This window comes from Streptomyces sp. ATLC9 (assembly GCF_057196705.1).
The window spans coordinates 1-13,449 of sequence record NZ_JBXUOY010000139.1; the positions used below are offsets into that span (position 1 = coordinate 1).

At 74.5% G+C, this 13,449-nt stretch carries 11 protein-coding genes; 6 read left to right on the forward strand and 5 right to left on the reverse strand.

Features of this window, described 5'->3' with window-relative positions; all coding sequences use genetic code 11:
* Positions 1–86 precede the first annotated feature (86 nt).
* The 3 genes from AC2CJA_RS15620 to AC2CJA_RS15630 form a co-directional block, all read right to left on the reverse strand.
* Positions 87–1,865: a DUF4158 domain-containing protein gene (locus AC2CJA_RS15620; RefSeq protein WP_484603312.1), complete on the reverse strand. Its 1,779-nt coding sequence runs from the start codon at positions 1,863–1,865 to the stop codon at positions 87–89.
* Positions 1,866–1,953: 88 nt separating this feature from the next.
* Entirely contained in the window at positions 1,954–2,316 is a 363-nt protein-coding gene (locus AC2CJA_RS15625) for a hypothetical protein (protein ID WP_484603313.1), read from the reverse strand.
* Positions 2,317–2,667: 351 nt separating this feature from the next.
* Positions 2,668–3,675, reverse strand: coding sequence for a hypothetical protein (locus tag AC2CJA_RS15630; protein ID WP_484603314.1), 1,008 nt, complete (start codon positions 3,673–3,675; stop codon positions 2,668–2,670).
* Positions 3,676–3,938: 263 nt separating this feature from the next.
* Here AC2CJA_RS15630 and AC2CJA_RS15635 point away from each other — a divergent pair, with 263 nt between their 5' ends.
* Positions 3,939–4,478, forward strand: a complete 540-nt coding sequence (locus AC2CJA_RS15635; RefSeq protein ID WP_484603315.1) for an NUDIX domain-containing protein — start codon at positions 3,939–3,941, stop codon at positions 4,476–4,478.
* Positions 4,479–4,551: 73 nt separating this feature from the next.
* On the opposite strand, the gene AC2CJA_RS15640 is transcribed toward AC2CJA_RS15635, so the two are convergent.
* A complete protein-coding gene (locus AC2CJA_RS15640; RefSeq protein ID WP_484603316.1) occupies positions 4,552–7,728 on the reverse strand; it encodes a sacsin N-terminal ATP-binding-like domain-containing protein in 3,177 nt (1,058 codons plus the stop codon).
* Positions 7,729–8,032: 304 nt separating this feature from the next.
* Here AC2CJA_RS15640 and htpX point away from each other — a divergent pair, with 304 nt between their 5' ends.
* Together htpX and pspAB are read left to right on the forward strand one after the other, a co-directional pair.
* The gene (htpX, locus tag AC2CJA_RS15645) at positions 8,033–8,938 is read left to right on the forward strand and encodes a zinc metalloprotease HtpX (protein WP_484603317.1); all 906 of its coding nucleotides are present in this window, start codon (positions 8,033–8,035) and stop codon (positions 8,936–8,938) included.
* Positions 8,939–8,963: 25 nt separating this feature from the next.
* Positions 8,964–9,542, forward strand: coding sequence for a PspA-associated protein PspAB (pspAB, locus tag AC2CJA_RS15650; protein ID WP_484603318.1), 579 nt, complete (start codon positions 8,964–8,966; stop codon positions 9,540–9,542).
* 242 nt (positions 9,543–9,784) lie between these two features.
* Here pspAB and AC2CJA_RS15655 read toward each other — a convergent pair whose 3' ends face one another.
* Entirely contained in the window at positions 9,785–10,672 is an 888-nt protein-coding gene (locus tag AC2CJA_RS15655; RefSeq protein WP_484603321.1) for a DUF3027 domain-containing protein, read from the reverse strand.
* 264 nt (positions 10,673–10,936) lie between these two features.
* On the opposite strand from AC2CJA_RS15655, the gene AC2CJA_RS15660 reads away from it, so the two are divergent.
* The 3 genes from AC2CJA_RS15660 to AC2CJA_RS15670 all read left to right on the forward strand — a co-directional run.
* Complete coding sequence (locus tag AC2CJA_RS15660) at positions 10,937–12,427, forward strand: MFS transporter (RefSeq protein ID WP_484603322.1); 1,491 nt, start codon at positions 10,937–10,939, stop codon at positions 12,425–12,427.
* A gap of 27 nt (positions 12,428–12,454) precedes the next feature.
* Positions 12,455–12,958: a DUF2771 domain-containing protein gene (locus tag AC2CJA_RS15665; protein WP_484603319.1), complete on the forward strand. Its 504-nt coding sequence runs from the start codon at positions 12,455–12,457 to the stop codon at positions 12,956–12,958.
* A 26-nt stretch (positions 12,959–12,984) separates the two neighbouring features.
* The coding region (locus AC2CJA_RS15670) for a nucleoside phosphorylase-I family protein (protein ID WP_484603320.1) at positions 12,985–13,449 on the forward strand (465 nt) is incomplete at its 3' end.

Consider the following 13,449-nt stretch of genomic DNA (forward strand, 5'->3'; position numbering starts at 1 on the left):
GCGCTGGAAGACCGCCCTGAACGCCTTCGACATCACCTTCGACGGCCGCCTGTCGGCAGCCCGTCAGTAACCCTCAACAACCTTGGTTACACCGCTCGTTTGACAGACCCTGCCCCGCGGCGTTCGATCTCCGCCTTCAACGCGACGAGGTTCTCCGGCTCTTCCTGCTTGCCCAGCGGCGAGACCTTGATCCACGGCTCACCGTGCCGGCGGACGATGTCCACCCCGCCCGTGATGCCCAGCTCCAGCGCCGTGTCGAAGCGGGTCAGGGCCTCGCGCAGCCTCTTCTGAAGGGCCCCGACGAACTTCTCCGGGTCCTGCGGCTGGCGGATCGCGTCGTAGTGCACATCGCGGTTGTCCTCGAAGTCCGGTGGCAGATCGTCCTCCGGGTTCCGCCACCGGTTCGCGCCCGGCACCCAGATCTCGCGGCGCCGCAGCGCATCCCGCAGCGCCACGAGCACGCACAGTTCGTACGGGATGCGCTCGACCCGGCCGCGCTCATCCACCACCGCCTTGCGCCACTCCTCGCGCACCACCCCCGCCAACGGAATCCTCTCCGCCTCGTCGAAGAATGCACCCTCCTTCGCGATGGGCTGGTCCAGGTACCGCTTGAGCAGGTCGATCGCGTCCATCACCGGCCGGTAGGCGGTGTTGTTGCACTTCAGCGCCAACGCGCCTAACAGCGGCGAGAGCATCCGCCGCCAGTGGTTGGAGTACGACGATCGCAGCACCGTACGCACCCGGGCCCGGTAGCGGGCCTCGTTCGCCGCGGCCTCCGCCGCCAGGGCCTTCAGCGTGGACTCCCCGGCCACCGGATAGATCACCTTGCGGACCGTGCCGCCCGGCTCGGCGACCGCCGCCTCCGCCAGCCGCAGCAAGATGCCCTCCTTGCCGCGAACCCGCTTGAGCTCCTTGTTGAACTCGCCCTCGACCTTCTTCTCCGCCCGCGTGTTGATCTTCTGCACGAGCTGGATGAACAGCTCCACCAGCGAGTCCGTGATCTCCGTCTCCCGGACATGGCACAGCGTGACCAGCAGCGTGTAGCGCACCGGGCCGGCCGCCGCCCGCAAATCCGAGGGGTACTCCCTCGACGCCCGTGCCCGCCAGGCGGCCACCAGCTTCTCCGACACGTCCCCGAACAGCTCCGGCGGCAGCTCCAGCGCACGGACCCGCTGGAGCTTGTTCACCTCCGTCAGAAGGCTGTCCAGCCCCAGCGCGCCCGGGTCGGCCTTCAACTCGGTGAAGAACGTGCCCCCGCCGCCCGTGCTGTCCTCGCTCGCCTCGGCGTCCTCGGCGATCAGGTCATCCAGCCGGGACCGGGTAGCCGCGGACAGCCGGCCCACCGTGGTCGCGCAGAACCGTTCCTCGAAGGTGCTGACCGCCGACCCCACCAGCCGGGCGATACGCCCCGGCGTCGGCGGCTCCAGCCGGTCCTTGCGGCAGCGGGCCACCACCGCCTCCGCCAGCCTGTCCCGCGACAGCTCCACCCCGCACAGCTCCACCGCCAGCCACTCGGCGAGCTGGGCCTGGTCCTCCGCCGTGCACTCGCGGAAGCCGAACGCGCCTCGGATCTCCACCCGGTGCCGCTTGATCGCCCGCCCCGCCCAGTCGTACGCGGCCCACTCCTCGGCGGGCACCTTCACCTGCTGGGCGACGTACGACACCGCCGGCACCGGGATCTCCTCAGCGTTCTCCGGGAACCGGGCCTCCACCTCGAAGAACTTCAGCAACAGCGCAAACCCCAACCGGTTCGCCCCCGACTTGTTCCGCAGACCCTCCTGGTCCTCCTCCAGCAGCGTCCAGACCTCGATCAGGTCCTCCGGCTCCCACTCCCGCCGCACCCCCGGGCTCCTTCCGGTCGTCATGACCGGACCAACCTCGCCGAGCACGGCCCCCGATGAACCCAGAAGATCGAAAACGCTGACAAGCGCACCCCAGATCCGCTACAGAGAGCTACTTGTCACTTCGCGGCAGCTTCGGGAGAACAGGGCCGATGCGCTCGACGGCTTGCCTCAAGCCGTCCCGCCCCTGCGGCGGCAGCAGCCCCACGCGTTCCTCGATCACTCCCGTGATCTCCCACCCGAACGCCTCGGCGTGCTTCGTGCACTCCTCGCGAGGGCCCGTGATGTCCATGCTGGGAGCGCCGCACAGATAGACCACGCAGCGGAACCGCTCGGTCCTCGCGACCTCGGCGGACACACCGACCTCACCCGGCGCGACGCCCACCGCCGCGTCCGCCAGTGACCGGCGCAGCCGCAGTTCGCCTTCGGTTCGGCGGGCCCTGGGCCGTTTCGACCCGCTCTGGACACTGATCATGCGCCAATCGTGCTCGCTTGACGACATACAGTGAAGTGACGAGGCGTAGGACCTGACGAGGTGGCCGGACCCCGGCCCGTTGGTAGGTCCAGACGCCCGGGGAGGAAGGGGACAGCCGCGGAATCCGAGCGCACTCGACGCGGCCCTCGCGGGGAACACTTCCGTCTCACGGTCGGCCTTGAGCCCAAGCCTGGACCGCCCAGGGAGACAACGATCCCGCCGAGGCATTTCTGCGGGAGTGCGCGGCTCAGTAGGCGTACAGCGCCGTGGTGTCGAGCACGGTGCCGATCGGTTCGCCCACCGGCACCGGTTCCCCGAACTCGCTCTCGCGCAAGGCCCGGTAGCGCTCGCCTACCGGCCCGGAGCAGTGCCGCGAAGGGAGCCCGCCCGGGAGTCACACGGGCTGTCCGGCGATCCCCGGCGCCGTCCTCGGGCCATGGCCGCGCGTACGGCGGCGGCCTTGCGGCGTACGTCCACAGCCTGTGCGTCGTCCTGTGCGCCGCCGGAGCCGTCGCGGCGCTCCCCGCCCCGGCACTCCCGGCACAGTCCGCCGGGCAGGGCCCCCGGCCGGCCCGGCGCGCCGCACACCGTGCACTCCACCAGCCGCAGGGTGCGACGGCGTACCGGCGGGGGCGGCGGGATCTTGTGCTCCAGCCGCCAGGCGGCCACGGCGCGGGGCGAGTGCACGCCCTCGCCGGGCAGCCCGGCCGTCAGCGCCTCGACCACCTGCCGCTCCCCGGCGCCCCGGGCGAACCACTGGGCCACCAGCGGCGCCAGTTCCTCGCAGTCGGCCGCCGACAGGCCCATGCGCGGATCGGCCTCCCCCAGCCGCGCCAGCGTCCCGTAGGCCCGCGACCGCTCCGGCCGCTCCGGCTGTTCCTGTGCGCTCTCCGGCTCCGGCTCCGTCCCCGCCGGGGCGGTCCCCTCCTCCGGAGCGGCTTCCCCGGCGGTCTCCCGGACGGCCCCCGGCACGGCGGCTCCCGTCTCCGCGAAGAAGCCCGCCCACCAGGTGTCGGAGCGCGGGACACGCGAGAAGTACGTCCGCGTCACCCACTGGCCGCACCCCGGCGGACGCTCCCGCACCCGCCTGAGATGCCCGGCCGCCGACATCTGCCGGAGCGCCGTGCCGACCGCCTGCTGGCCGTAGGGCAGCCGCGCGGCCAGCGCCTTGATGGAGATGTCGGCGCCCTCGGGCAGCCGGTCGATGTACGCGGCGACGGCCGCGGCCCGGGGCTTCAGCTCCGCGAAGTCGTCCTTGCGGCGCGGCCGTTGTCCGGGGACGTGCCGCTTTCCGTAGCCGGAAACGGCCATCGGATGCTCGCCGGAGGACGCGGAAAAGCTACAGTGGCTCTCAGCCATGGGATCGTTTTCCTTCTAGTTTGTCGATCTCGTTGGTCAGGCCCCCGGAGGTGTTCGCAGCACCTGTCGGGGGCCGTTGCCTGTGCGGGACGCAACGCCGCATCGCCACGCCGAAGCGTGGCGCTCCGGTCACAAAAAGTCAACTCGCCTGCTCAACGCCTCACTCGCGGAGGGAGGGCGGGTGGGTCTGCGACCCACCCGTTCCACTGATAGGGCGCTCGGATCCCGCGTCCCGGAACCCGAGATCCGGTAGGAGTAGGGGCATGACCTCCACCAGTGACGAGCCCGCCGGGCTGCCGTTCCCGATGCCGCAGGCCGAGTATCTGGCCACCCTGCCCAAGGCCACCGTCTACGCCTGCGTGTACTTCACCGACGAGCGCGGGCGGCCGGTGCAGCTGCGTTCGGTGTACGGCAGACGGGTGTGGCAGCTGCCGGGCGGCGACATGGATCCGGGCGAGGACCCGTTCCAGGCGGCGGTGCGGGAGACGTACGAGGAGACCGGGCTGCGGATCGAGCGCCCCTGCCCGCTGATGCTGGCGCACTACATCCGCTCCGACCCGGCCGAGGCGCCGCTGGCGAAGGTCGGCTTCTGCTTCGACGGCGGCGTCCTCGGCGACGAGGAGATCGCCTCCATCCGGCCGGATCCGGAGGAGCACGACCGCTGGGCGGTGGAGGACTGGCCCGTCTGGGAGCGGCTGATGACGCCCGAGGGCTACCGGCGGCTGGCCGCCCTCGCCGAGGCCCGACGCACCGGCCGCGCGGCCCTGCTGGTGGACGACCCGGTCCTCGGGGGGCCGGCCTGACGGGCGCGGCCGGGCCGGCGGCCTGGGTGACGGCTTGACGGCGTGACGGCTTGACGGCGTCGGCCGCCGGGGGTCAGTCGAACCAGCGGTCGCGGGCCAGTTCGGCGACCCGGGAGGGGTCCTCCAGCAGGGCGGCGGCCTCGAAGCGGCGCGGCCACTGGCCCGCCGCCCAGGCCAGACCGGCCGCGACGCCCTCGACGGTGGCGGCGTGGAGGGTGCCGTCGGGGGTGAGCCGCCAGTCCAGCTCCACGCCGGCGAGGACGAGTTCGTCGTGCTCGACGTAGGTGGCCGGGGCGCCGGGGAGCAGGACGCGCACCGCGTCGGGCACCTCGCGCACCTCGCCCGCCGCGGCGTCCGGGGCGGGCAGACCCGCGCCGACGGTCTCGCTCAGGCGGCGTACGTCGAGGACGGCGGCCAGGGCGGCGGCCAGGGCCGGGCGTACCGGCAGCAGCGGGCGGCCGGTGGCCAGGGGCAGCAGGTCGGGGGCGTCGGCGACCAGCGCGTCGGCGGCGTCCACCGGGTGTACCCCGCCGTCGGCCACGGCGCGCAGTTCGTCCGGCAGGGTGACCTCGTCCGGGTCCAGCTCCGCCAGCAGGCTGTACAGACCGTGGAGTTGGGCGGGGGTGACGGGCAGTTCGGGGTCGGCGAGGCGGCCCAGGAGTTCGGAGGCGCCGCCGGGTTCGTCCAGCAGGGCGGCGGCGGAGGTGCGGATGCCCAGGGCGCGCAGCACCTGCTCGTCCAGGCCCGAGGTGGCGGCGGGCGCCTCCTCGTACAGGCCGGCCAGCAGCGGGTCGCCGCCGGCCGCGCGCAGTCCGGCGGGGCGGCGGCCGTCCAGGACGGGGTGGTCGCGCAGCCACCAGGCGGTGTAGGGGCGGACGGTCCCGACGGTGCCGTCCGGCAGCAGGACGCGCACCGGGGTGGTGAGCGCGTCGCGCAGCGGGGGGCGGGAGAGCATCCGCAGGGCGCGCGGCCAGTGGTCGTCGTCGACGAGGTCCAGGTCGCGTACGGCGAGCAGTTCGGAGACCACCGGCGGGACGGCCGTTTCGGGCAGGGTGTCGAGGACGTCCTCGCACCACACGTCGACGGCGTCCAGCAGACCGGCGTCGTCGGGTTCGGGGAAGTCGGTGTCGCGGGGCTCGAGTTCGTCCGGGTCCAGGACGACGTCGGTGGCGCGCACCAGGGTGAAGTCGGCGAGCACGCCGGCCGCGGCGAGGGTCTCCTCACCCCACCGCTCGGCCAGTTCGGCGTCGCAGGCGGGCAGTTCGCCCTCGCGGATGACGCGCTCGAAGGCGCTGCCGGGAAAGACGAGTTCGGCGGCCGGGGCGAGTTCGCCGTCCTCGTCGGGGAGGGCGAGGGCGCCCAGCCAGGGCTCGTCGCCGGGTGTGAGGCGTGCGTCGCGGACGAGGGTGAGGACGGTGTCGGCCAGTTCCTCGGCGTCCAGGGGGCCGCTGTCCTCGTCCTCGTCGCCGTACCAGCTCTCCTCGGCCTCCAGCGAGGCGGCGACGGCCGCCCGTACCTGCGGGGTGGTGAGCACCGCGCGGGGTGTGGCGGGGGTGGCGCCCAGCCTCTCCAGCAGGGGGTGCGCGGCGTCGGGGTGGGCGACCTTCAGGCCGAGGCGGGTCAGCGAGCCGGCGCCCGTGGTGCCGGGCAGGGGCAGCAGCACCCGGCGCGGTCCGATGGTGGTGCGGCCGTCGGCGAGGGGGACGGGCAGGCCGGTGAGCCGGTCGGGGTCGGTGCCGGCGAGGGCGTCGTACAGCCTGCGCCACCAGGACGGTTCCCGTTCCACGCCGGCCAGCCGGTCGATCAGCTCGCCCAGCGGCGCCCGGGGGACGCCGAGGGTGCGCAGTTCGGTGCGGCGTTCCAGTCCGGCGGGCAGCAGGGCGGGGAACAGCTCGGCCAGGACGGCGACCGTGCCGGCCCCGGCACCCTCGGCGATCTCGGCGTCGGCGGGGCGCAGTGCGTGGGGTCCGCCGCTGTCGTCGTCGGTGGCGGCGCTCGCCAGGAAGGGGGTGCGCCGCAGCCGCTCCAGGACCAGGCGGCGCAGTTCGCCGTCGAGTTCGGCCCTGCCCAGCGGGCCGGGCACGAGGCCGACGGTGCCGGTGGCGACCGGCCGCCAGTCGCGCAGCAGGGTGGCGTAGACGTCGGCGGCGCGCTCCAGCAGGAAGTCGGCCAGCGGTCCGGGGGCGACGTGGCGGCGGGAGGGGTCCAGCGGGAAGGAGGCGATGAGCAGGGCGGGCAGGCCGATCGGCTCGTCGGTGGGGGTGGGGGCGTGGACGACGGGCGCGGTGCGGACGGGGGCGGGGGCGCCGCCGGCGTCGACGGGAACGGCCCAGGTGACCGACCAGTACGGCCGCCGCCGCTCCTCGACGGGGCGGTCGGCGAGCAGGGCGGGGTCGGTGCGTCCGGCGTCGGCGGCCACGCGCCAGCGGGTGGCGCCCTCACCCCCGGCACCGGCCGTGCCGCTGTCCTCGACCACGACGTGGGCGCCGTCCTGGCGGCGGGTGAGCGTACGCACACCGCCGTCGGTCTCGATCACGACCTCGGTCAGGCCGGGGAGGGTGAGCAGCAGGGCGTCGTCGACCGCGGTGAGCAGCCGGGCGGCCAGTTCCTCGGCGGCGCCGTCGCGCAGCGGCAGCACGACGGCCGTGTCGTAGCCCCGGGGTGCGGTGCCCTGGGCGGGCATCGGCAGGCGCAGCAGGGGGACGTGGCCCTCGCGGCGGCGCAGCTCGTCGGCGAGGCCGGGGTTGCGGGCGGCGGCCTCGGCGGCCGTCTCGCGGGCCTCGGCCAGCGACCAGCGGGCGCCGCCGGTGCGGCAGACGATGGCGGGTTCGTCGCTGACGGCCAGGACGGCGGCGAAGCCGACGCCGAAGCGGCCGACGGGGCCCGCCTGAGGACCGTCCCCCGCCTCCTCGTCGCGTTTGGCGGAGGCGCGCAGGGTGGACAGGGACTCCACGCCTGCCGCGTCCAGGGGCGCCCCGGTGTTGGCGGCCACCAGCACCTTGCCGCGCAGGGTGAGCCGCAGCCGTCCGGGGACGCCCGCGCGGGCGGCGGCGTCGGCGGCGTTCTGCGCCAGCTCGACCACCAGCCGGTCGCGGTAGCCGCCCAGGGCCAGGTCCTCCTCCGCGTTGGCGTCCTCGCGGAAGCGCGCGGGGGAGGCCGTCCAGGCGTCGAGTACACCGCGGCGCAGCCGGGCGGTGTCGAAGGGGTCCGCTCCGTCGTCCGTGCCCTGTACCAGCACCGTGCCGCTCACGTGTCCGTCTCCTCCGCCACGTCCAGTCACGGGACGAGTCCGATTGCCTGTCTGCGGGCGACGGTACTGCGTCCGGCGCGCCCGGTGCGCGCCGGGCCGCCGGTGGCGCGGGTCGGCCGCCCGCCCGCGACCCGGCGAAGGGGCGATTCCGGACATTGGGGTATACAGGGAGGAAAGGGAATCGCGTCTCGGTCCACGCTCCCGTCCGGCGGGAGCGTGGCGGACAGGAGGACCCGATGGGTACGAGGGTCACGGCCGCTGCACGGGCTTCTGCTGGAAGCCCGGGTCCCGGGGCGGGTGCGTGATGCGCAGCCGTTTCGAGCCCGACCGGCGGCTCACCGGGCGCATGGTGCTCACGATGTTCCTGCTCGGGCTGCTGTACGTGGGATTCGTCGCCGTGCTGATCGTGCTGCTGGACTCCCTCGTGCTGGTCGTCGTCATCGCCGCCGTCCTGCTGGGCGCGCAGTTCTGGTTCTCCGACCGGATCGCCCTGTACGCCATGCGCGGCCGCCTGGTCACCCCGGAGGAGGAGCCGCGGCTGCACGGGGTGGTCGACCGGCTGTGCGCCACCGCGGACATGCCGAAGCCGCGGGTCGCCGTCTCCAGCATGGACCTGCCCAACGCGTTCGCCACCGGGCGCGACGCGGACCACGCCGTGGTCTGCGTGACCACCGGGCTGACGCGGCGCCTGGAGACCGAGGAACTGGAGGGCGTTCTCGCCCACGAGCTGTCCCATGTGGCCCACCGCGACGTGGCGGTGATCACCATCGCCTCGTTCCTGGGGGTGCTGGCCGGGCTGGTCGTCCGCTTCGCCTTCTACTCCCAGCTGTTCGGCGGGGGCCGCCGCGACCAGAACACCGCCGCCGTGTTCGCGATGGTCATGCTGGTCTCCGCGGTCGTGTACGCCCTCAGCTTCCTGCTCATCCGGGCGCTGTCGCGCTACCGCGAGCTGGCCGCGGACCGCGCGGCGGCCATGCTCACCGGGAAGCCCTCCGCCCTGGCCTCGGCGCTGACCAAGGTCAGCGGGGACATCGCCCGGATCCCCACCCGGGACCTGCGCACGGCCCAGGCGTTCAACGCGTTCTTCTTCACTCCCGCCCTCGGGGCCGGCAGCGCGGTGGCCGGGCTGTTCTCCACCCATCCCAGCCTGGACCGCCGCCTGGAGGCGCTGGCGGAGATCTCCGAGCGGCTGGGCGGCGAGGCGCCCTGAGGACCGGATCCGGGAAGGAGTCGCCGTGGGTCTGCTGGACGTCCTGTTCGGCCGGAGCAAACCGGCCCGGCCCGATCTCGACCGGCTCTTCGGCCTGCCCTCGGCGGCGATCACCCTCCAGGCCGCCGCGGGCCTGACCCCCACCGGGGCGGGCTCGGTGTGCTTCGCGAGCGTCGAGGGCGGCGCCTTCACCCGGATCCGGCAGGAGGTGGAGACCCTGCTGGGCGCGGACTCCGGGCGCGGGGGCGGGGCGGTGGAGTTCAGCGAGGACGGCTACGGGTACTCCTGGCTGCTCTCGCGCCGCGCCCCCGAGGAGCTGCCCTCCCTGGTCAACGACCTGCACGCGGTGAACACCACACTGCAGGGCAGCGGCTTCGGCCCGCAGCTGCTGTGCTCGCTGGTCGCCTTCCGCGCTCCCGGCCAGCATCCCCTGGCGCTGGTCTACCTCTACAAGCGCGGCACCTTCTACCCCTTCGCCCCGCTGCCCGGCCAAAAACGCGACAACCCGCTGGAGCTCCAGGTCAGGGCGGCTCTCCAGGAGGACCTGAACATCGAGCCGGACCTGGGCCGCTGGTTCCCGCTCTGGGGCGCCCCGGGTCTGTGAGCCCGTGACGGCGGCCGGGCGCCGCCGCGGTCCTGACCCGCGACCTGAGCCGCGACCCGAGCCGGCGGGACGCCGGCCGGGTGATGGGGGTGTCGTTCCAGCGGGTGTCGCGGTTGCCCGGTCCGGCATCCGCGGCCCACCGGACGAGCCGGAGGGAGAGGCCCCGCACCGGACGCCGGGTCCAGCGCTGGCCCGGCCCCGCCGGGGCCGGGACGATCAGCCTCGCGGCGGTCCGGAACCCGCTACGCCTCCGGGGCGCCCGCGCCGCCGCCCAGGGGCATCTCGTCCACCCTCGTCTCGTCGATCACCGGCGCCGGGGGGCGCGGCGTCTTCGGCATGACGGCCGCCTCCGAGTGGCCGCCGCAGCCGAAGGCGAGGGAGACCACACGGCCGTCGGCCGGGGAGAACTCGTTGGCGCACACCCCGAATGCCTGGCGCAGCGAGCCCGCCATCGGCACCAGGAAGCCGCAGCTCATGCAGGAGGCGGGGGCCGCCTGCGCCACGGGCGTCCGGGGGCCGAACTCCTCCTCCCAGCGGTCGGCGGCCTCGTGCAGGCCCTGACGGGACAGGACCCGGGGGCGGCCCATTCCGATCTCCTCGGCGACCGCCGCGATGCTGCCGCGCGCCGGGGCGCCGGGGAGCTCGCCGGGCTCGCTGGTGACGACGTCGGCGTCCTCGGCCTCGGCCGGGCCCTCGGCGCCGGCCTCCTCCCAGGCGGACTCGACGACCGCCGCGTGCGGGGAGGGTTCGCCGCCGCCGGTGTGGCCGGGCTCCAGGCGCGGGTCGTCGGCCTCGGTGGGCAGCAGGTCGCCGGGGCCGAGGTCGCCGGGGCGCAGGCGTTCGCTCCAGGGCACCCACTCGGGGGCGAGCAGCGCGTCGGGGCCGGGCAGCAGCACCGTCTCGTCGACGGTCACCGCCCGTGCCCGCGAGGCCCGCGCGACGGTGGCGGCCCAGCGCCAGCCGCGGTAGCCCGGCTCCAGGCACTCGAAGAAATGCGTGACGACGCGGTCCCCGTCTGCGACGGCACCCAGATGGTCGCCGACCCGGCCGGGGAAAGCGGCCTCCCTCGCCGCCTCCCGAGCCAGTTCAACCGCCTCGGCGCACAGGCGATCAGGGGTACGGCCTCGCATCGCAGCACTCACAAGAATCGATTCTCTCCTACGCCGTTTCGCGAGTGCGCCTACCGTACGCCCAGGTCAGACAGGTGAGGACGGAGCGGACCGGCGGACCGCTGCGACGTCCGGACCCGAGCTTTCCCGCCGGGCGGAGCGCACCATCCCTCCACGCTACCCCACGCACGCGCACCATCGACCGTCGCACCTTCGACCACAACGTTCAGCCGAAGGAGCCGGGCTAGGCGGCGGGCGGTGGGGCAGACTGACGACGTGGCTGCCTTGAGGACGCCCCAGCACGGCGAGGGGCGATTGCGACGTACGGCGCGGGCGATCGCCCGCGCCGTACACACGCCTCCCCGCGCGCTGGGCAGGCGCATCCGGAAGGCCACCCACGCCCAGGGGGCCGGCGAGTCCGGGCTGGGCAAGCTCATCGAACTGCACGCGGTGAACTCCGCGGGTGACATGATGATCACCGTCGCCCTGGCCTCCACGATCTTCTTCTCCGTGCCCACCGGCGAGGCGCGCGGGCGCGTCGCGCTCTACCTGGCCGTCACCCTGGCCCCCTTCGCCCTGCTGGCGCCGGTCATCGGGCCGCTGCTGGACCGCATCCCGCACGGGCGCCGCGCCGCGATGGCCGGGTCGATGCTGGGCCGGGCGCTGCTGGCGCTGAGCATGGCCGGGGCGGTGGCCACCGGCAGTCTGGAGCTGTATCCGGCGGCGCTGGGGGTGCTGGTGGCCTCCAAGGCGTACGGGGTGGTGAGATCGGCGGTCGTGCCCCGGCTGCTGCCGCACCGGATCTCGCTGGTGAAGGCGAACTCGCGGGTGACGCTCGCCGGGCTGCTGGCCACCGGGGCCGCGGCCCCGGTGGGGGCCGCGCTGCACAGCCTGGGGCCGTCCTGGCCGCTGTACGGGGCCTTCACCGTCTTCGTCATCGGCACGTTCCTGTCCTTCTCGCTGCCCCACAAGGTGGACTCGGCCAAGGGCGAGCGGCGGGCCCTGCTGACCGCCTACGAGGCCGCGCACAGCCAGGACGGCGCCGACGGCGGCGCCGACACCGGCGGGAACGCGACCGGGAACGCGACCGGGGGCGCCGCGAGAAAGGGCGGCAGCGGTGGCGACGGAGGCGGCGGCAAGGACGGGAATGGGAACGGGAACGGCGGCAAACCCCGGCGGCCCGGTCTGCGCACCGTCGGCGCCTCCGTGTTCAACGCCCTGCTCGCCAACTCCTCCCTGCGCGCCCTGTCCGGCTTCCTCACCTTCTTCCTCGCCTTCATGCTGCGCGAGCACCCCCTGGCCGGCCTGGACCCCGTGGTCTCGCTGGGGGTGGTGGCCGTGGCTGCGGGCGGCGGCAACGCGCTGGGCACGGCGCTGGGCGCCTGGCTGCGCGACCGCGTGCCGGAGGCGATCATCGCGTCGGTGCTGGCGCTGGCCCTGGCCGCCACCGCGGTGGCGGCGGTGCTCTACGGCACGGTCACCGTGCCCGTCGTCGCGGCCGTCGCCGGGCTGGCGCAGGCGCTGGGCAAGCTGTCGCTGGACGCGCTGATCCAGCGGGACGTGCCGGAGCTGGTGCGCACCTCCGCGTTCGCCCGCTCCGAGACCCTGATGCAGATGTCGTGGGTGGCCGGCGGCGCCGTCGGGATCGCGCTGCCGCTGATCGGGCCGGTCGGCATGGGGGTGGCCGGGGTGATCGTGGCGGTGGGCGCGCTCGCCACCGTCAGGCCCCTGTTGTCGGCCGCACGGCACGGCACGCCCCACCCGCGCGTCGCCTGAGTGGAACCGCCGGGTAGCCTGCCTGCTATGACCCACACGATCTCCCGGGGCAAGGGCAGCCGCACCATCCGCACTGCCGTAGCCATCGGTGCGGCCTCCCTCGGGCTCGTCGCCCTCTCCGCCTGCGGAGAGAAGCCGACTCCCCGAGCGACCGTGACCGTCGGTTCCGACAGCATGTCCACGGAAGCCGCCTGCTACGAGGACAACGGCAAGATCTCGCAGGAGCGGGTGCTCTCCTGCGCCGAGGAGGACGCCGACACCTCCATCAGCGTCGACCAGGGCGACCTGCTGCGCATCGGCGTGGACCCCGAGATCGCCGAGGACGGCTGGGTGCTGTTCCTCAACGGCCAGCCCGCGGTCACGGACCGGATCACCAAGACCTACCGCAGCTTCTCCGGTGACGCCTTCTTCCAGAACGGCGGCGAGCAGGGCGGCGAGGCGCGGTCGGTGCGGCTGAGCATCGTCGAGTACGACGGCAGCGACTACCGGGGCGTGTGGAACTTCGAGCTCGAGCGGGAGAGCGAGGGCTGAGCACCGCACCGGCCCGCCGTCCCGCCGTGTCCGCCGTACGGACCGCGCCGGTCCTGGTCGTCACGGCCGTGCCCGCCGAGCGTGACGCGGTGGCGGTCGCCTGCGCGCCCGCGGGCATCGACGTGCTGGTCGCGGGCGCCGGGCCCGCCGCCGCGGCGGCCCGTACCGCCGTGGCGCTGGAGCGGGGTTCGGCGCGGGGACGCCCGTACGGCCTGGTGGTCTCGGCGGGCATCGGCGGCGGCTTCACCCCGTCGGCCCCGATCGGCTCGGTGGCCGTCGCCTCCGAGATCGTCGCCGCGGACCTGGGCGCCGAGACCCCGGCCGGGCCCGAGCCCTTCGCCTCGGTGGCCGAGCTGGGCTTCGGCACCACCACCCGTCTGCCGCCCGAGGCGCTGTCGCGGGCCGTCGCCGAGGCGGCCGGCGCGGCGCTGGGCCCGGTGCTGACGGTCTCCACGGCCACCGGCACCGCCGAGCGGGCCGCGCTGCTGGCC